An 18,992-nucleotide genomic window follows, 5' to 3' on the forward strand; every position below is an offset into this window, starting at 1 on the left:
GGTTGTCCATGCGCTGGCTGTTCCTGCTCTTATTGGTGCTGAATCTCTTCTATTACGTTTGGCACCAACAACAGGCCCCTCTCCAGGTCAAAGAAGTCGAGACACTGTCTCTTTACAGGGGGGGGCAGCAAGACATTCGTTTGTTGAGTGAGTCCAAGGAAAATACTGCCCCTCGTGCTCAGCAGCAGTCAGCGCCTTTGCCTGATGCTCAGGTTTGTCTGTTTTTGGGAGGCCTGGATCGTGAGGAGCAAGTGAAGGGTGTTGAGCAAAGGCTGCTAGCCCTGAATATCCAGAGCAGCATTCAAAGTGTGGATGCTGCTGCAGGCGTTGACTACTGGGTCTATCTCGCTCCGCTTGCCTCCAGGCAGGCATCGTTGCGGCAATTGAAGGAGCTCCAGGCTCGCAAGATCGACAGCTACCTGATCAGTCAGGGCGACCTGCAGAACGGCATCTCACTTGGGATTTTTCCAAGACTTGACTCGGCCGAGAGTGTAATGACGCGTCTCAAGGATGCGGGGTACGAGCCTCTTATGCGTGAGTTGCCACGCGCTCACCGCGATTACTGGGTTCGCGTGGATGGAGAGGGCCGTCGACTTGTGGATGACGCTTTGCTAGCGACGCTTGTGAAAGATTTTCCGGGTCTTCAGCACAAAATTATGCCCTGCCAGGGTGTTGCATCTCACGAATAGTTTGCATAGAATGGCGCCCGCTTCGCAGGCAGGCCTAAAGAGATGTTTGCCGAAGCGCTGTCAAAAATAGCTAACCTCAAGATTTTAATGAGAAAAAGCTTGACAGCAGGGGTGGCTACGATGAAAATGCCGCCTCCCGATTGGAGGGATTCCCGAGTGGCCAAAGGGATCAGACTGTAAATCTGACGTCATAGACTTCGAAGGTTCGAATCCTTCTCCCTCCACCAGATTCAAGCGTGAGCACCAGGCTCCGCGGGTATAGTTCAGTGGTAGAACCTCAGCCTTCCAAGCTGATGATGCGGGTTCGATTCCCGCTACCCGCTCCAGGTTTGATGTTTGTGCAATGTGTTTGGCTCATGTAGCTCAGCTGGTAGAGCACACCCTTGGTAAGGGTGAGGTCAGCGGTTCAAATCCGCTCATGAGCTCCATCTTACAAAGGCAGATATGAAAATATCTGCCTTTGTTTTAATGGTGGCGTGACTCGCTCAATTCATTGATGGGAGACGTTCTCGATGGCTAAAGAAAAATTCGAACGTAACAAACCGCACGTCAACGTCGGCACCATTGGTCACGTTGACCATGGCAAGACCACTCTGACTGCTGCCCTGACCAAAGTCTGCTCCGAGACCTGGGGTGGTTCGGCTCGTGCGTTCGATCAGATCGACAACGCTCCGGAAGAGAAAGCTCGCGGTATCACCATCAACACTTCCCACGTTGAGTACGATTCCGCTACTCGTCACTACGCTCACGTTGACTGCCCTGGTCACGCTGACTACGTGAAGAACATGATCACCGGTGCTGCCCAGATGGACGGCGCGATCCTGGTTTGCTCCGCTGCTGACGGCCCCATGCCGCAGACTCGCGAGCACATCCTGCTGTCCCGTCAGGTAGGCGTTCCCTACATCGTCGTGTTCCTGAACAAGGCCGACATGGTTGACGACGCCGAGCTGCTGGAGCTGGTCGAGATGGAAGTTCGCGATCTGCTGAACACCTACGACTTCCCGGGCGACGACACTCCGATCGTCATCGGCTCCGCGCTGATGGCGCTGGAAGGCAAAGACGACAACGAAATCGGTGTCTCCGCTGTTCGCAAGCTGGTAGAGACCCTGGACTCCTACATTCCGGAGCCCATTCGTGCCGTTGACCAGCCGTTCCTGATGCCGATCGAAGACGTGTTCTCCATCTCCGGCCGTGGCACCGTTGTGACCGGTCGTGTTGAGCGCGGTATCGTTCGCGTTCAAGAGGAAGTTGAGATCGTTGGTATCCGTGCTACCTCCAAGACCATCTGCACCGGCGTTGAAATGTTCCGCAAGCTGCTGGACGAAGGCCGTGCTGGTGAGAACGTTGGTATCCTGCTGCGTGGCACCAAGCGTGACGAAGTGGAGCGTGGCCAGGTTCTGGCCAAGCCGGGCACCATCAAGCCGCACACCAAGTTCGAGTGCGAAGTGTACGTGCTGTCCAAGGAAGAGGGTGGTCGTCACACCCCGTTCTTCAAGGGCTACCGTCCGCAGTTCTACTTCCGTACCACCGACGTGACTGGCAACTGCGAGCTGCCGGAAGGCGTTGAAATGGTAATGCCGGGTGACAACATCAAGATGGTCGTCACCCTGATCGCTCCGATCGCCATGGAAGATGGCCTGCGCTTCGCAATCCGCGAAGGCGGTCGTACCGTTGGCGCCGGCGTCGTCGCCAAGATCATCGAATAAGTAGTTGATCTTGCGTTAACAGGCCGGCATAATGGTCGGCCTGATTTTGTTACAGGCCAGTAGCTCAATTGGCAGAGCGGCGGTCTCCAAAACCGCAGGTTGGGGGTTCGATTCCCTCCTGGCCTGCCAGATTTCCCGGTCCTGGGGTCTGGCAATCTCCACACAAGGTCCTTTCCAATGAATGCCAAGCTTGAAGCCAAAGAAACTCGCTTCGATGCGTTGAAGTGGATCGTTGTGGCTTTTCTGGTTGTTGTGGGGGTTGTGGGTAACCACTACTTCGCTGATCAGCCGATTATCTATCGCGTCCTTGCTCTCCTGGTTCTGGGTGGTGCTGCCGCTTTTGTTGCGCTGCAGACCGTCAAGGGGCAGGCGTTCTTTTCTCTGGCCAAAGAAGCGCGTGTCGAGATCCGCAAGGTGGTCTGGCCGACTCGTCAGGAAACTACTCAGACCACGCTGATTGTGGTTGCGGTTGTTCTTGTCATGGCGCTGCTCCTGTGGGGCTTGGATTCCCTGCTGGGTTGGCTTGTTTCGATGATTGTTGGTTAAAGGGTGCCCCGTGGCTAAGCGTTGGTACGTTGTTCACGCGTATTCCGGTTATGAGAAGCATGTCATGCGTTCTCTCGTTGAGCGCGTGAAGCTTGCGGGTATGGAGGATCAGTTTGGTGAGATCCTCGTGCCGACAGAAGAAGTGGTCGAAATGCGCAATGGTCAGAAGCGCAAGAGTGAGCGGAAGTTCTTTCCTGGATATGTGCTGGTCCAGATGGAGATGAATGAAGCCACCTGGCACCTGATCAAGGACACTCCTCGTGTCATGGGGTTCATCGGTGGTACTGCGGACAAGCCCGCTCCCATCACTGAGCGTGAGGCTGAGGCGATTCTTCGCCGTGTTGCTGATAGTGGTGACAAGCCGAAGCCCAAAACCCTGTTCGAGCCGGGCGAGACTGTTCGTGTCATTGATGGTCCGTTTGCGGATTTCAATGGCGTGGTTGAAGAGGTTAATTACGAGAAGAGCCGCATTCAAGTTGCTGTGCTCATCTTCGGTCGCTCCACTCCTGTCGAGTTGGAGTTCAGCCAGGTCGAAAAGGTCTAGCTGTAGATGCATCCCATACCCCGCAGCCAATGGTTGCGGGGTTTTGTCGTCACTGGGATAAACGCAATGAAATCGGGGAGCCCTTGGGCGCTTGAACCCGCAAATGGAGTCATAAATGGCTAAGAAGATTCAGGCTTACATCAAGCTGCAAGTGAAGGCTGGCCAGGCCAACCCTTCGCCGCCGGTTGGTCCCGCTCTCGGTCAGCACGGCGTGAACATCATGGAGTTCTGCAAGGCGTTCAACGCCAAGACCCAGGGCATGGAGCCCGGTCTGCCCACTCCGGTGATCATCACTGTCTACAGCGACCGTAGCTTCACGTTCGAGACCAAGAGCACCCCGGCTTCCGTGTTGCTGAAGAAGGCGGCTGGCATCACCAGCGGCTCTTCCCGTCCGAACAGCCAGAAGGTTGGCACCGTTACCCGTGCACAGCTGGAAGATATCGCCAAAGCCAAGCAGGCGGATCTGACTGCAGCTGACCTGGATGCGGCCGTGCGTACCATCGCCGGTTCCGCTCGTAGCATGGGCCTGAACGTGGAGGGCGTGTAAATGGCAAAGCTGACTAAGCGCCAAAAGGCAATTGCTGCCAAGGTTGAAGCCGGCAAGCAATATGCATTCGAAGATGCAGCCAAGCTTCTTGCTGAGCTGTCCACCATCAAGTTCAAGGAGTCCGTGGACATCGCCATCAATCTCGGCGTTGATCCTCGCAAATCCGATCAGGTTGTTCGTGGCGCCACTGTCCTGCCGAATGGCACTGGCAAGAGCGTTCGCGTTGCCGTGTTCACCCAGGGGCCTGGTGTCGAAGCCGCTCTGGCTGCCGGCGCTGACAAGGTTGGCATGGACGAACTGGCCGCCGAAATGAAGGCTGGCGACCTGAGCTACGACGTGGTGATCGCATCTCCTGATGCAATGCGCGTTGTCGGTCAACTGGGTCAGGTTCTCGGCCCCCGTGGTCTGATGCCGAACCCGAAAGTCGGTACCGTTACTCCCGACGTGGCTACCGCAGTCAAGAACGCCAAGGCCGGTCAGGTACGCTTCCGTACTGACAAGAACGGCATCATCCATGCTTCCGTTGGCAAGGTTGATTTCGAGCCGGTCAAGCTGAAGCAGAACGTCGAAGCCCTGCTGTCCGACCTGAAGCGCCTCAAGCCGTCCACCTCCAAGGGTGTGTATGTGCAGCGCGTGACCCTGAGCACCACCATGGGTCCAGGTCTGCAGATCGATCAGGCTTCCCTGGAAGCTTAAGGAACAAAGTCGCAGTGGGTCTTGTGCCCGCTGCGCAGGTATTGGGGTCCCTGCCTGGCGGGGGCTATCCAAGACCGTAGGCGGCCATGCCTTAAACCGGGGAGCGATCCTCGAGCCTACGCAGATGGTGCTCCCGATTCGTTTGCCGAATCAGACACCAAAACGCCGTCCGGCCTCGGCTGGACGAACCGGTAACATCCAGGAGTGAACCCGTGGCAATTAAACTCGAAGACAAGAAGGCCATCGTCGCTGAAGTCAACGAGGCTGCCCAAGCTGCCCTGTCCGCTGTCGTGGCTGATGCCCGTGGCGTGACCGTGGCTGCCATGACCGGACTCCGTAAAGAGGCCCGCGCGGCTGGTGTTTACGTCAAAGTCGTACGTAACACCCTCGCCCGTCGCGCCGTCGAAGGCACTTCTTTTGAAGTGCTCGGCGACGTGTTCAAGGGCCCGACCCTCATCGCTTTCTCCAAGGAACATCCGGGTGCTGCCGCCCGTATCTTCAAGGAGTTCGCCAAGGGTCAGGACAAGTTCGAGATCAAGGCCGCCGCGTTTGAAGGCAAGCTGATCGCAGCCAACCAGATCGACGTACTGGCAACCCTGCCGACCTACGACGAAGCCGTATCCCAGCTGATGAGCGTTATCCAAGGCGCCACCAGCAAGCTGGCTCGTACCCTGGCGGCAATCCGCGACCAGAAGGAAAGCGCCGCAGCCTGATAAGGCCGCGCCCTTCCTTTCGCTTTATTCGATTAATTCGATGGCCGCCTGAGGCCATCCATCAATACAGGAATTAGAGTCATGGCTCTGACCAACGAAGACATCATCAACGCCGTATCCGAAATGTCCGTGATGCAAGTTGTTGAACTGATCAAGGCAATGGAAGAGAAGTTCGGCGTTTCCGCTGCTGCAGCTGTTGCTGCTGGCCCGGCTGCCGCTGCTGCTGTTGTTGAAGAGCAGACCGAGTTCACTATCGTCCTGGCTGAAGCTGGCGACAAGAAAGTGAACGTGATCAAGGTCGTTCGCGAGCTGACCGGTCTGGGCCTGAAAGAAGCCAAGGCAGTTGTTGACGGCGCCCCGGGCGTGGTCAAGGAAGGCGCTTCGAAAGAAGAAGCCGAAGCTGCCAAGAAGGCTCTGGAAGAAGCTGGCGCCAAAGTCGAGCTCAAGTAAGCGACGACCTTGCGTCTACAGCCTGAGCGGTAAGCGAAAGGCTGATGGCTGGTGGCTTAGGCCACCGGCCTTTTTCCGTTCTAGGTGGTCGCCTCGTGGCGGCTACCTGGAATGTGAGGCTCCCACCGACCAAGGTGGCGCAAACCAAGGGGTTTGCACGATTTTCTGGCTACTCCCGTCGGAGGAGCCAAATAAGCAGGTGACCAAGCTGGGGAACGCTGATGGCTTACTCATACACTGAGAAAAAACGTATCCGCAAAGACTTTAGCAAGTTGCCGGACGTCATGGATGTACCCTACCTCCTGGCCATCCAGCTGGATTCGTACCGCGAATTCCTGCAGGCGGGCGCGAGCAAGGAGCGGATCCGTGATATCGGCCTGCACGCGGCCTTCAAGTCTGTATTCCCGATCATCAGCTATTCCGGCAACGCCGCTCTGGAATACGTTGGCTATCGCCTTGGCGAGCCGGCCTTCGACGTCAAGGAATGCGTGCTGCGCGGCGTGACCTTCGCCGTTCCGCTGCGCGTCAAGGTGCGTCTGATCATTTTCGACAAGGAGTCGTCGAACAAGGCCATCAAGGACATCAAGGAACAAGAAGTCTACATGGGCGAAATCCCGCTCATGACCGAGAACGGTACCTTCATCATCAACGGTACCGAGCGCGTGATCGTCTCCCAGCTGCACCGCTCCCCGGGCGTGTTCTTCGACCATGACCGTGGCAAGACCCACAGCTCCGGCAAGCTGCTGTACTCCGCGCGGATCATTCCCTACCGTGGTTCCTGGCTGGACTTCGAGTTCGATCCGAAGGACTGCGTATTCGTTCGTATCGACCGTCGCCGCAAGCTGCCGGCCTCCGTCCTGCTGCGCGCGCTCGGCTACAGCACCGAGGAAGTGCTCAACGCCTTCTATGCCACCAACGTCTTCCATGTGAAGGGCGAAGGCCTGCACCTGGAACTGGTGCCTCAGCGCCTGCGCGGTGAAGTCGCCGTATTCGACATCAAGGATCCGTCCGGCAAGGTGATCGTGGAGCAGGGCCGTCGTATCACCGCCCGCCACATCAACCAGCTGGAGAAGGCTGGCATCAGCGAGCTGGAAGTTCCGCTGGACTACGTCCTCGGTCGCACCACCGCCAAGGCCATCGTGCATCCGGCCACCGGCGAGATCATCGTCGAGTGCAATACCGAGCTGACCACCGACCTGCTGGTCAAGATCGCCAAGGCACAGGTCGTCCGCATCGAGACCCTGTACACCAACGACATCGACTGCGGTCCGTTCATCTCCGACACCCTGAAGATCGACTCCACCAGCAACCAGCTGGAAGCCCTGGTGGAAATCTATCGCATGATGCGTCCTGGTGAGCCGCCGACCAAGGAGGCTGCCGAGACCCTGTTCAACAACCTGTTCTTCAGCGCCGAGCGTTACGACCTGTCCGCTGTCGGCCGCATGAAGTTCAACCGCCGGATCGGTCGCACCGAGATCGAGGGGCCTGGTGTCCTCAGTCGCGAAGATATCGTCGAGGTCCTCAAGACCCTGGTCGACATCCGCAACGGCAAGGGCATCGTCGACGACATCGACCACCTGGGTAACCGTCGTGTCCGTTGCGTTGGCGAAATGGCCGAAAACCAGTTCCGTGTTGGCCTGGTGCGCGTCGAGCGCGCGGTCAAGGAACGCCTGTCCATGGCGGAGAGCGAAGGCCTGATGCCTCAGGACCTGATCAACGCCAAGCCCGTGGCTGCTGCGATCAAGGAGTTCTTCGGCTCCAGCCAGCTCTCCCAGTTCATGGACCAGAACAACCCGCTGTCCGAGATCACCCACAAGCGCCGCGTTTCCGCACTCGGCCCAGGTGGTCTGACTCGCGAGCGCGCGGGCTTCGAAGTCCGCGACGTACACCCGACCCACTACGGCCGTGTGTGCCCGATCGAGACGCCCGAAGGTCCGAACATCGGTCTGATCAACTCCCTGGCTACCTACGCCCGCACCAACCAGTACGGTTTCCTCGAGAGCCCCTACCGTGTTGTAAAAGGCACCCAAGTGACCGATGAGATCGTCTTCCTCTCCGCCATCGAAGAGGCCGACCACGTCATCGCTCAGGCGTCTGCCACGCTCAACGAGCAGGGCCAACTGATCGACGAACTGGTGGCTGTGCGTCACCTGAACGAGTTCACCGTGAAGGCGCCGGAAGACGTCACCCTCATGGACGTATCGCCGAAGCAGGTCGTTTCCGTCGCTGCCTCGCTGATCCCGTTCCTCGAGCACGACGACGCCAACCGCGCACTCATGGGCTCGAACATGCAGCGCCAGGCTGTGCCGACCCTGCGTGCCGACAAGCCTCTGGTCGGTACCGGCATGGAGCGCAACGTTGCCCGTGACTCCGGTGTCTGCGTCGTGGCCCGTCGTGGTGGCGTGATCGACTCTGTCGATGCCAGCCGCATCGTCGTCCGTGTGAACGACGACGAAGTCGAGACTGGCGAAGCCGGTGTCGACATCTACAACCTGACCAAGTACACCCGTTCCAACCAGAACACCTGCATCAACCAGCGTCCGCTGGTGCAGAAGGGTGACAAGGTTTCGCGCAGCGACATCCTGGCCGATGGTCCGTCCACCGACATGGGTGAACTGGCCCTGGGTCAGAACATGCGCGTCGCGTTCATGCCCTGGAACGGCTTCAACTTCGAAGACTCCATCTGCCTCTCCGAGCGCGTGGTCCAGGAGGATCGTTTCACCACGATCCACATCCAGGAACTGACCTGCGTCGCCCGTGACACCAAGCTAGGCCCAGAAGAAATCACCGCGGACATCCCGAACGTGGGTGAGGCTGCGCTGAACAAGCTGGATGAAGCCGGCATCGTCTACGTCGGCGCCGAAGTACAGGCTGGCGACATCCTGGTCGGCAAGGTCACCCCGAAAGGCGAGACCCAGCTGACTCCGGAAGAGAAGCTGCTGCGCGCGATTTTCGGTGAGAAGGCATCCGACGTTAAGGACACCTCCCTGCGTGTGCCGACCGGTACCAAGGGCACCGTCATCGACGTCCAGGTCTTCACCCGTGATGGCGTGGAGCGCGACTCCCGTGCTCTGTCCATCGAGAAGATGCAGCTCGACGAGATCCGTAAGGACCTGAACGAAGAGTTCCGCATCGTCGAAGGTGCAACCTTCGAGCGCCTGCGTTCCGCCCTGGTCGGCCAGGTTGCAGAAGGTGGCGCCGGCCTCAAGAAAGGCACCGAGATCACCGACGAGTACCTCGACGGCCTCGAGCGCGGCCAGTGGTTCAAGCTGCGCATGGCGGACGACGCTCTGAACGAGCAGCTTGAGAAGGCCCAGGCCTACCTCTCCGACCGCCGCCAGCTGCTGGACGACAAGTTCGAAGACAAGAAGCGCAAGCTTCAGCAAGGCGACGACCTGGCGCCGGGCGTCCTGAAGATCGTCAAGGTGTACCTCGCCATCAAGCGCCGCATCCAGCCGGGTGACAAGATGGCGGGCCGCCACGGTAACAAGGGTGTGGTCTCCGTGATCATGCCGGTCGAAGACATGCCCCACGATGCCAATGGCACGCCGGTGGACATCGTCCTCAACCCGCTGGGTGTACCGTCGCGTATGAACGTCGGCCAGATTCTCGAAACCCACCTGGGCCTTGCGGCCAAGGGCCTGGGCGAGAAGATCAACCGCATGCTCGAAGAGCAGCGCAAGATCGCCGAGCTGCGCAAGTTCCTGCACGAGATCTACAACGAGATCGGTGGGCGTCAGGAGAGCCTGGATGAACTGAGCGATCAGGAAATCCTCGATCTGGCGAAGAACCTGCGCGGCGGCGTGCCGATGGCTACCCCGGTGTTCGACGGTGCCAAGGAGCGCGAGATCAAGGCGATGCTGAAGCTCGCCGATCTGCCCGAGAGCGGCCAGATGCGCCTGTTCGACGGTCGTACCGGCAACATGTTCGAGCGTCCGACCACCGTTGGCTACATGTACATGCTGAAGCTGAACCACCTGGTCGACGACAAGATGCACGCACGTTCCACCGGCTCTTACAGCCTGGTTACCCAGCAGCCGCTGGGTGGTAAGGCGCAGTTCGGTGGCCAGCGTTTCGGGGAGATGGAGGTCTGGGCGCTGGAAGCCTACGGCGCCGCCTACACCCTGCAGGAGATGCTGACCGTGAAGTCCGACGACGTGAACGGCCGTACCAAGATGTACAAGAACATCGTGGATGGCGATCACCGCATGGAGGCCGGCATGCCCGAGTCCTTCAACGTGTTGATCAAAGAGATCCGTTCGCTCGGCATCGACATCGAACTGGAAACCGAATAACACGCGACGCCCAGAACGCTACGGCTGGTCAAGGCCGGTCGTAGCGGGTCCGTGAGGAGGAAAGGCCTTGAAAGACTTGCTGAATCTGTTGAAAAACCAGGGTCAAATCGAAGAGTTCGATGCCATCCGTATTGGCCTGGCCTCGCCCGAGATGATCCGTTCCTGGTCCTTCGGTGAAGTGAAGAAGCCGGAGACCATCAACTACCGTACCTTCAAGCCGGAGCGCGATGGCCTGTTCTGCGCCAAGATCTTCGGCCCGGTGAAGGACTACGAGTGCCTGTGCGGTAAGTACAAGCGCCTCAAGCACCGCGGTGTGATCTGCGAGAAGTGCGGTGTGGAAGTCGCGCTGGCCAAGGTGCGCCGTGAGCGCATGGGCCACATCGAGCTGGCTTCCCCTGTTGCCCACATCTGGTTCCTGAAGTCCCTGCCGTCCCGTATCGGCCTGCTGCTGGACATGACCCTGCGTGACATCGAGCGCGTGCTCTATTTCGAGAGCTACGTAGTGATCGATCCGGGCATGACCACCCTTGAGAAAGGTCAGCTGCTGAACGACGAGCAATACTTCGAAGCCCTCGAAGAGTTCGGTGACGACTTCGACGCCCGCATGGGTGCCGAGGCTGTCCGCGAGCTGCTGAACGCCATCGATCTGGAGCACGAGATCGGCCGCCTGCGCGAAGAGATTCCGCAGACCAACTCGGAAACCAAGATCAAGAAGCTGTCCAAGCGCCTGAAGCTGATGGAAGCCTTCAAGGATTCCGGCAACCACCCCGAGTGGATGGTGCTGACCGTCCTGCCGGTGCTGCCGCCGGACCTGCGTCCGCTGGTTCCGCTGGATGGCGGTCGCTTCGCGACCTCCGACCTGAACGATCTGTATCGCCGGGTCATCAACCGTAACAACCGCCTGAAGCGCCTGCTCGACCTGGCCGCTCCGGACATCATCGTGCGCAACGAAAAGCGCATGCTGCAGGAAGCTGTCGACGCCCTGCTGGACAACGGCCGTCGTGGCCGTGCCATCACTGGCTCGAACAAGCGCCCGCTGAAGTCCCTGGCCGACATGATCAAGGGCAAGCAAGGTCGCTTCCGTCAGAACCTGCTCGGTAAGCGCGTGGACTACTCCGGTCGTTCCGTGATCACCGTGGGCCCGACCCTGCGTCTGCACCAGTGCGGTCTGCCCAAGAAGATGGCCCTCGAGCTGTTCAAGCCGTTCATCTTCGGCAAGCTCGAAGCCCGCGGCATGGCCACCACCATCAAGGCGGCCAAGAAGATGGTCGAGCGCGAACTGCCCGAGGTCTGGGACGTACTCGCCGAAGTCATCCGCGAACACCCCGTGCTGCTGAACCGTGCGCCGACCCTCCACCGTCTGGGTATCCAGGCGTTCGAGCCGGTGCTGATCGAAGGCAAGGCCATCCAGCTGCATCCGCTGGTCTGCGCCGCGTACAACGCCGACTTCGACGGTGACCAGATGGCCGTCCACGTTCCGCTGACCCTTGAGGCCCAGCTGGAAGCGCGCGCGCTGATGATGTCCACCAACAACATCCTGTCGCCTGCCAACGGCGAGCCGATCATCGTTCCGTCCCAGGACGTGGTTCTCGGCCTGTACTACATGACCCGTGAGGCGGTGAACGCCAAGGGTGAGGGTCGCGTCTTCGCTGACCTGCAGGAAGTCGACCGCGTGTTCCGCGCCGGCGAGGCGTCCCTGCACGCCCGTGTGAAAGTCCGCATCAACGAGACCGTGAAGGACAAGGACGGCGGTATCACCAAGAACACCCGCATCGTCGACACCACCGTCGGCCGCGCTCTGCTGTTCCAGGTGGTTCCGGCAGGCCTGTCGTTCGACGTGGTCAACCAGCCGATGAAGAAGAAGGCGATCTCCAAACTGATCAACCAGTGCTACCGCGTGGTGGGTCTGAAGGATACCGTCATCTTCGCCGACCAGCTGATGTACACCGGTTTCGCCTACTCCACCATTTCCGGCGTTTCCATCGGTGTGAACGACTTCGTCATTCCCGATGAGAAGGCGCGCATCATCGATGCCGCCACCGAGGAAGTGAAGGAAATCGAATCCCAGTACGCCTCCGGCCTGGTTACCCAGGGCGAGAAGTACAACAAGGTGATCGACCTCTGGTCCAAGGCGAACGACGAAGTGTCCAAGGCGATGATGGCCAACCTCTCGAAAGAGAAAGTGGTCGATCGCGAGGGCAAGGAAGTCGATCAGGAGTCCTTCAACTCCATGTACATGATGGCGGACTCCGGTGCGCGGGGCTCCGCGGCCCAGATCCGTCAGCTCGCCGGTATGCGCGGCCTGATGGCCAAGCCGGACGGCTCCATCATCGAGACCCCGATCACCGCGAACTTCCGTGAGGGCCTGAACGTACTCCAGTACTTCATCTCCACTCACGGTGCTCGTAAAGGTCTGGCGGATACTGCACTGAAGACCGCGAACTCCGGTTACCTGACTCGTCGCCTGGTCGACGTGGCGCAGGACCTGGTCGTGACCGAGATCGACTGCGGCACCGAGCATGGCCTGCTGATGACTCCGCACATCGAAGGCGGCGACGTGGTCGAGCCCCTGGGCGAGCGCGTCCTGGGTCGTGTCATCGCCAAGGACGTGTTCAAGCCTGGCAGCGACGACGGCGAAGTGATCGTCCCGGCCGGTACCCTGATCGACGAGCAGTGGGTCGAGTTCATCGAGCGCGCGAGCATCGACGAGGTTGTAGTCCGCTCGCCGATCACCTGTGAAACTCGCTATGGCATCTGTGCCAAGTGCTACGGTCGTGACCTGGCACGTGGTCACCAGGTGAACATCGGTGAAGCGGTCGGCGTCATCGCCGCCCAGTCCATCGGTGAGCCGGGTACCCAGCTGACCATGCGTACGTTCCACATCGGTGGTGCGGCCAGCCGTACCTCGGCAGCCGACAACGTCCAGGTCAAGAATGGCGGTACCATCCGCCTGCATAACCTGAAGCACGTCGAGCGTGTCGATGGCGCGCTGGTGGCGGTTTCCCGTTCCGGCGAGCTGGCAGTGGCTGACGAGTTCGGTCGCGAGCGCGAGCGTTACAAGCTGCCGTACGGTGCCGTGATCTCCGTGAAGGAAGGTGACAAGGTCGACCCGGGCGCCATCGTTGCCAAGTGGGACCCGCACACCCACCCGATCGTGACCGAGATGAAGGGTACCGTGACCTTCGTCGGCATGGAGGAAGGCATCACCATCAAGCGTCAGACCGACGAACTCACCGGCCTGACCAACATCGAGGTTCTGGATCCGAAGGATCGTCCGGCTGCCGGCAAGGACATTCGTCCGGCTGTGAAGCTGGTCGACGCCAATGGCAAGGAGCTGCTGCTGCCGGGTACCGACGTACCGGCCCAGTACTTCCTGCCGGCGAACGCCCTGGTTGGCGTGGCCGACGGTGCTCAGGTGGGCGTGGGTGATGTTATTGCCCGTATCCCGCAGGAAACCTCGAAGACCCGCGACATCACCGGTGGTCTGCCGCGCGTTGCCGACCTGTTCGAAGCTCGTCGTCCGAAAGAGCCTTCGATCCTGGCGGAAATCAGCGGCACCATTTCCTTCGGCAAGGAGACCAAGGGCAAGCGCCGTCTGGTCATCACGCCGAACGACGGTAGCGATCCTTACGAGGAGCTGATTCCGAAATGGCGTCACCTGAACGTGTTCGAAGGCGAACAGGTGAACCGTGGCGAGGTGATCTCCGACGGTCCGAGCAACCCGCACGACATCCTGCGCCTGCTGGGCGTCAGTGCGCTGGCCAAGTACATCGTCAATGAAATCCAGGACGTGTACCGCCTGCAAGGCGTGAAGATCAACGACAAGCACATCGAGACCATCCTGCGTCAGATGCTGCGTAAGGTAGAGATCGCGGAGTCCGGGGATTCCAGCTTCATCAAGGGCGACCAGATGGAGCTGACCCAGGTGCTGGAGGAGAACGAGCGTCTGGCTGGTGAAGATCGCTTCATCGCCAAGTACGAGCGCGTCCTGCTGGGTATCACCAAGGCTTCGCTGTCCACCGAGTCGTTCATCTCCGCGGCATCCTTCCAGGAGACCACCCGCGTCCTCACCGAGGCGGCGGTCACCGGCAAGCGCGACTACCTGCGTGGCCTGAAGGAAAACGTCGTGGTGGGTCGTCTTATCCCGGCCGGTACCGGCCTGGCCTACCACAGCGAGCGCAAGCGTCAGCGCGAAGCCGGCAAGCCGGTCCGCGTAAGCGCGAGCGAGGTGGAAGCAGCGTTGACCGAAGCGCTGAACTCCAGCGGCAACTAATCAGGCGGGCCCTGGGCGACTTTGTGTTGCCCAGGGCCTTGTCTTGACTGGGGGATTGAGTCTCTTTAGACTCATGCACCCCTAAATTTGGCAGGGCGCTGAGCTCTGCCATTTTGCTTTAGGGCAATAGCGTCGAAAGACAACAGTGGAGCTTATAGATGGCAACTATCAACCAGCTGGTACGTCAGCCGCGCAAGCGTATCGTCGACAAGTCCGACGTTCCTGCGCTGCAGAACTGCCCGCAGCGTCGTGGCGTGTGCACCCGCGTGTACACCACCACGCCGAAAAAACCGAACTCCGCACTCCGTAAGGTTTGCCGTGTTCGCCTGACCAATGGTTTTGAAGTCACCTCCTACATCGGTGGTGAAGGTCACAACCTGCAGGAGCACAGCGTAGTGCTGATCCGTGGCGGTCGTGTAAAAGACCTCCCGGGTGTTCGCTACCACACCGTTCGCGGTTCTCTGGATACCACTGGTGTCAAAGACCGTAAGCAGGGTCGCTCCAAGTACGGTACCAAGCGTCCGAAGTAATCCGGCGCTTCAACCTGAATTCTTTTTACTGAGTCGATAAGAGTAAGGTCGGCCGTAACCGAATGGTTATCGTGCTGGGCTAACCTGAAGACCGTTTGAGGGCTTATCAATGCCAAGACGTCGTGTAGCAGCCAAGCGTGAGATCCTGGACGATCCGAAATACGGAAGCCAGATCCTCGCCAAGTTCATGAACCACGTGATGGAAAGCGGCAAGAAGGCCGTAGCCGAGCGCATCGTTTACGGTGCCTTGGATACTGTCAAAGCACGCAAGAACACCGATCCCCTGGAGATCTTCGAGAAAGCTCTCGACGCCATCGCTCCGCTGGTCGAAGTCAAGTCCCGCCGTGTAGGCGGTGCTACCTACCAGGTGCCGGTCGAAGTTCGCCCGTCTCGTCGCAATGCGCTGGCAATGCGCTGGCTGGTGGACTCCGCGCGCAAGCGTGGCGAGAAGTCCATGGCCCTGCGTCTCGCTGGTGAGCTGCTGGATGCCTTCGAAGGCAAAGGCGCAGCCGTCAAGAAGCGTGAAGACGTACACCGCATGGCTGAGGCCAACAAAGCGTTCTCGCACTACCGCTTCTAATCACGGCATCAATACTTTTGCGAGGGCTTTATGGCTCGTACCACACCAATTAACCGCTACCGGAACATCGGTATCTGCGCCCACGTTGACGCGGGCAAGACCACCACTACCGAGCGGATCCTGTTCTACACCGGCCTCAGCCACAAGATGGGTGAGGTGCACGACGGCGCTGCTACCACCGACTGGATGGTGCAGGAGCAAGAGCGCGGTATCACCATTACGTCTGCTGCGATCACCACCTTCTGGGAAGGTTCGCGCGGTCAGTACGACAAATACCGTGTAAACGTCATCGACACCCCCGGCCACGTCGACTTCACCATTGAAGTAGAGCGCTCCCTGCGCGTGCTTGACGGCGCTGTCGTGGTGTTCTGCGGTACCTCCGGCGTTGAGCCGCAGTCCGAAACCGTATGGCGTCAGGCCAACAAGTACGGTGTTCCGCGTATCGTCTACGTGAATAAGATGGACCGCGCTGGTGCCAACTTCCTTCGTGTAGTTGGTCAGATCAAGAACCGCCTGGGTCACACCCCGGTTCCGGTTCAGCTGGCTATCGGTGCGGAAGATGACTTCCAGGGGCAGGTCGACCTGCTGAAGATGAAGGCCATCTACTGGAACGAAGACGACAAGGGCACCTCCTACCGCGAGGAAGAGATTCCTGCGGAGCTGGTCGACCTGGCCAATGAGTGGCGCTCCAACATGGTTGAGGCGGCTGCCGAGGCCAACGAAGAGCTAATGAACAAGTACCTCGAGGAGGGTGATCTTTCCATCGAGGAGATCAAGGCTGGTCTGCGTCAGCGCACCATCGCCTGCGAGATCGTTCCGGCTGTCTGCGGTTCTTCGTTCAAGAACAAGGGCGTGCCCCTGGTTCTCGATGCCGTCATCGACTTCCTGCCTGCTCCGACCGAGATCCCGGCCATCCAGGGTATCCACCCGGACCACATCGATCTGGGCGACGAGGCTCCGAAAGATGAGCGTCATGCCGACGACAACGCGCCGTTCTCCGCATTGGCGTTCAAGATCGCTACCGACCCGTTCGTTGGTACCCTCACCTTCGTGCGCGTCTACTCGGGCGTTCTGGAGTCTGGCCAGTCGGTCATCAACTCCGTGAAGAGCAAGAAAGAGCGCGTTGGTCGTATGGTGCAGATGCACGCCAACCAGCGTGACGAGATCAAGGAAGTGCGCGCAGGCGACATCGCGGCCCTGATCGGCATGAAGGACGTCACCACAGGTGACACCCTGTGCGATCCGGACAAGCCGATCGTCCTCGAGCGCATGGACTTCCCGGAGCCCGTGATTCACGTGGCTGTCGAGCCGAAGACCAAGGCTGACCAGGAGAAGATGGGTATCGCTCTGGGCAAGCTGGCCCAGGAAGACCCGTCGTTCCGTGTCAAGACCGACGAAGAGTCCGGCCAGACCATCATTGGTGGTATGGGCGAACTGCACCTGGACATCATCGTCGACCGCATGAAGCGTGAGTTCGGTGTAGAGGCCAACATCGGTAAGCCGCAGGTGGCCTACCGTGAGACCATTTCCAAGGACAACGTCGAGATCGAAGGCAAGTTCGTTCGTCAGTCCGGTGGTCGTGGTCAGTTCGGTCACTGCTGGATTCGCTTCTCGTCGGCTGACGTGGACGAAAAAGGCAACATCACCGAAGGTCTGGTATTCACCAACGAAGTCGTCGGTGGTGTGGTTCCGAAGGAATACATCCCTGCGATCCAGAAGGGTATCGAGGAGCAGATGAAGAACGGCGTTGTTGCCGGTTATCCGCTCATCGGCCTGAAAGCCACCGTATTCGATGGTTCGTACCACGACGTCGACTCCAACGAAATGGCGTTCAAGATCGCGGCCTCCATGGCGACCAAGCAGCTGGCCCAGAAGGGCGGTGGTAAGGTGCTTGAACCGATCATGAAGGTCGAAGTGGTGACCCCTGAGGACTACATGGGCGACGTGATGGGTGACCTGAACCGTCGTCGTGGCCTGATTCTGGGTATGGAAGACTCGGTTTCCGGTAAGGTTATCCGTGCCGAGGTTCCACTGGGTGAGATGTTCGGTTATGCGACCGACGTTCGCTCCATGTCTCAGGGTCGCGCCAGCTACTCCATGGAATTCTCCAAGTACGCCGAAGCTCCGTCGAACATCGTCGAAGCGCTCGTTAAAAAACAAGGCTAATCCCGCCCTTTAAGTAAGAGGTTTACTGTCGTGGCTAAGGAAAAATTTGAACGTAACAAACCGCACGTCAACGTCGGCACCATTGGTCACGTTGACCATGGCAAGACCACTCTGACTGCTGCCCTGACCAAAGTCTGCTCCGAGACCTGGGGTGGTTCGGCTCGTGCGTTCGATCAGATCGACAACGCTCCGGAAGAGAAAGCTCGCGGTATCACCATCAACACCTCCCACGTTGAGTACGATTCCGCTACTCGTCACTATGCTCACGTTGACTGCCCCGGTCACGCTGACTACGTGAAGAACATGATCACTGGTGCTGCCCAGATGGACGGCGCGATCCTGGTTTGCTCTGCTGCTGACGGCCCCATGCCGCAGACTCGCGAGCACATCCTGCTGTCCCGTCAGGTAGGTGTTCCCTACATCGTCGTGTTCCTGAACAAGGCCGACATGGTTGACGACGCCGAGCTGCTGGAACTGGTCGAGATGGAAGTTCGCGATCTGCTGAACACCTACGACTTCCCGGGCGACGACACTCCGATCGTCATCGGCTCCGCGCTGATGGCGCTGGAAGGCAAAGACGACAACGAAATCGGTGTCTCCGCTGTTCGCAAGCTGGTAGAGACCCTGGACTCCTACATTCCGGAGCCCATTCGTGCCGTTGACCAGCCGTTCCTGATGCCGATCGAAGACGTGTTCTCCATCTCCGGCCGTGGCACCGTTGTGACCGGTCGTGTTGAGCGCGGTATCGTTCGCGTTCAAGAGGAAGTTGAGATCGTTGGTATCCGTGCTACCTCCAAGACCATCTGCACCGGCGTTGAAATGTTCCGCAAGCTGCTGGACGAAGGCCGTGCTGGTGAGAACGTTGGTATCCTGCTGCGTGGCACCAAGCGTGACGAAGTGGAGCGTGGCCAGGTTCTGGCCAAGCCGGGCACCATCAAGCCGCACACCAAGTTCGAGTGCGAAGTGTACGTGCTGTCCAAGGAAGAGGGTGGTCGTCACACCCCGTTCTTCAAGGGCTACCGTCCGCAGTTCTACTTCCGTACCACCGACGTGACTGGCAACTGCGAGCTGCCGGAAGGCGTTGAAATGGTAATGCCGGGTGACAACATCAAGATGGTCGTCACCCTGATCGCTCCGATCGCCATGGAAGATGGCCTGCGCTTCGCAATCCGCGAAGGCGGTCGTACCGTTGGCGCCGGCGTCGTCGCCAAGATCATCGAGTAATCGACGATCCTGCATCAGAGAAAAGGGCCCTTC

At 59.3% G+C, this 18,992-nt stretch carries 14 protein-coding genes and 4 tRNA genes; all 18 read left to right on the plus strand.

All coding sequences use genetic code 11. The features are described 5' to 3' along the window. Nucleotides 1–8: 8 nt before the first annotated feature. The 18 genes from PotMrB4_RS03270 to tuf (PotMrB4_RS03355) all read left to right on the plus strand — a co-directional run bounded on the left by PotMrB4_RS03270 (nt 9) and on the right by tuf (PotMrB4_RS03355) (nt 18,959). Entirely contained in the window at nt 9–689 is a 681-nt protein-coding gene (locus PotMrB4_RS03270; RefSeq protein ID WP_074974299.1) for an SPOR domain-containing protein, read from the plus strand. Nucleotides 690–831: 142 nt separating this feature from the next. Further along, a tRNA-Tyr gene (locus PotMrB4_RS03275) sits at nt 832–916 on the plus strand. A gap of 25 nt (nt 917–941) precedes the next feature. Continuing rightward, nucleotides 942–1,015, plus strand: a tRNA-Gly gene (locus PotMrB4_RS03280). 26 nt (nt 1,016–1,041) lie between these two features. Beyond that, nucleotides 1,042–1,117, plus strand: a tRNA-Thr gene (locus PotMrB4_RS03285). 84 nt (nt 1,118–1,201) lie between these two features. Further along, entirely contained in the window at nt 1,202–2,395 is a 1,194-nt protein-coding gene (gene tuf / locus PotMrB4_RS03290; protein ID WP_044410941.1) for an elongation factor Tu, read from the plus strand. Between the two features lie 53 nt (nt 2,396–2,448). Next, nucleotides 2,449–2,524 (plus strand) — tRNA-Trp (locus tag PotMrB4_RS03295). A gap of 48 nt (nt 2,525–2,572) precedes the next feature. Continuing rightward, nucleotides 2,573–2,941 (plus strand): preprotein translocase subunit SecE, encoded by a 369-nt coding sequence (secE, locus tag PotMrB4_RS03300; protein WP_142012515.1) that lies wholly within the window; start codon nt 2,573–2,575, stop codon nt 2,939–2,941. A gap of 10 nt (nt 2,942–2,951) precedes the next feature. After that, nucleotides 2,952–3,485: a transcription termination/antitermination protein NusG gene (gene nusG / locus PotMrB4_RS03305; RefSeq protein ID WP_044410915.1), complete on the plus strand. Its 534-nt coding sequence runs from the start codon at nt 2,952–2,954 to the stop codon at nt 3,483–3,485. A 115-nt stretch (nt 3,486–3,600) separates the two neighbouring features. Then, entirely contained in the window at nt 3,601–4,032 is a 432-nt protein-coding gene (gene rplK / locus PotMrB4_RS03310) for a 50S ribosomal protein L11 (RefSeq protein ID WP_044410918.1), read from the plus strand. Then, the gene (rplA, locus tag PotMrB4_RS03315) at nt 4,033–4,728 is read left to right on the plus strand and encodes a 50S ribosomal protein L1 (RefSeq protein ID WP_044410921.1); all 696 of its coding nucleotides are present in this window, start codon (nt 4,033–4,035) and stop codon (nt 4,726–4,728) included. 212 nt (nt 4,729–4,940) lie between these two features. Next, on the plus strand, nt 4,941–5,441 hold the full coding sequence (gene rplJ, locus PotMrB4_RS03320) for a 50S ribosomal protein L10 (protein ID WP_044410923.1): 501 nt from the start codon (nt 4,941–4,943) through the stop codon (nt 5,439–5,441). Nucleotides 5,442–5,522: 81 nt separating this feature from the next. Beyond that, the gene (gene rplL / locus PotMrB4_RS03325) at nt 5,523–5,891 is read left to right on the plus strand and encodes a 50S ribosomal protein L7/L12 (protein WP_044410925.1); all 369 of its coding nucleotides are present in this window, start codon (nt 5,523–5,525) and stop codon (nt 5,889–5,891) included. 221 nt (nt 5,892–6,112) lie between these two features. Continuing rightward, entirely contained in the window at nt 6,113–10,186 is a 4,074-nt protein-coding gene (rpoB, locus tag PotMrB4_RS03330) for a DNA-directed RNA polymerase subunit beta (protein WP_044410928.1), read from the plus strand. A 67-nt stretch (nt 10,187–10,253) separates the two neighbouring features. Then, nucleotides 10,254–14,459, plus strand: a complete 4,206-nt coding sequence (rpoC, locus tag PotMrB4_RS03335) for a DNA-directed RNA polymerase subunit beta' (protein WP_044410930.1) — start codon at nt 10,254–10,256, stop codon at nt 14,457–14,459. A 158-nt stretch (nt 14,460–14,617) separates the two neighbouring features. Continuing rightward, complete coding sequence (gene rpsL / locus PotMrB4_RS03340; protein WP_044410932.1) at nt 14,618–14,989, plus strand: 30S ribosomal protein S12; 372 nt, start codon at nt 14,618–14,620, stop codon at nt 14,987–14,989. Nucleotides 14,990–15,098: 109 nt separating this feature from the next. Then, on the plus strand, nt 15,099–15,569 hold the full coding sequence (gene rpsG / locus PotMrB4_RS03345; protein ID WP_044410935.1) for a 30S ribosomal protein S7: 471 nt from the start codon (nt 15,099–15,101) through the stop codon (nt 15,567–15,569). 30 nt (nt 15,570–15,599) lie between these two features. Continuing rightward, nucleotides 15,600–17,735 (plus strand): elongation factor G, encoded by a 2,136-nt coding sequence (fusA, locus tag PotMrB4_RS03350; RefSeq protein WP_074974281.1) that lies wholly within the window; start codon nt 15,600–15,602, stop codon nt 17,733–17,735. A gap of 30 nt (nt 17,736–17,765) precedes the next feature. After that, nucleotides 17,766–18,959 carry an elongation factor Tu gene (gene tuf, locus PotMrB4_RS03355; protein ID WP_044410941.1) on the plus strand — a complete coding sequence of 398 codons (1,194 nt, stop codon included), beginning with the start codon at nt 17,766–17,768 and terminating at the stop codon, nt 18,957–18,959. The last annotated feature ends 33 nt before the right edge of the window (nt 18,960–18,992 follow it).

It is taken from the genome of Metapseudomonas otitidis (assembly GCF_011397855.1).
Lineage (GTDB): Bacteria > Pseudomonadota > Gammaproteobacteria > Pseudomonadales > Pseudomonadaceae > Metapseudomonas > Metapseudomonas otitidis.

Coding starts and splice junctions, on each gene's coding strand:
- PotMrB4_RS03270 (WP_074974299.1), top strand. CDS start 9: ATGCGCTGGCTGTTCCTGCTCTTATTGGTGCTGAATCTCTTCTATTAC.
- tuf (WP_044410941.1), top strand. CDS start 1,202: ATGGCTAAAGAAAAATTCGAACGTAACAAACCGCACGTCAACGTCGGC.
- secE (WP_142012515.1), top strand. CDS start 2,573: ATGAATGCCAAGCTTGAAGCCAAAGAAACTCGCTTCGATGCGTTGAAG.
- rplK (WP_044410918.1), top strand. CDS start 3,601: ATGGCTAAGAAGATTCAGGCTTACATCAAGCTGCAAGTGAAGGCTGGC.
- rplA (WP_044410921.1), top strand. CDS start 4,033: ATGGCAAAGCTGACTAAGCGCCAAAAGGCAATTGCTGCCAAGGTTGAA.
- rplL (WP_044410925.1), top strand. CDS start 5,523: ATGGCTCTGACCAACGAAGACATCATCAACGCCGTATCCGAAATGTCC.
- rpoB (WP_044410928.1), top strand. CDS start 6,113: ATGGCTTACTCATACACTGAGAAAAAACGTATCCGCAAAGACTTTAGC.
- rpsL (WP_044410932.1), top strand. CDS start 14,618: ATGGCAACTATCAACCAGCTGGTACGTCAGCCGCGCAAGCGTATCGTC.
- rpsG (WP_044410935.1), top strand. CDS start 15,099: ATGCCAAGACGTCGTGTAGCAGCCAAGCGTGAGATCCTGGACGATCCG.
- fusA (WP_074974281.1), top strand. CDS start 15,600: ATGGCTCGTACCACACCAATTAACCGCTACCGGAACATCGGTATCTGC.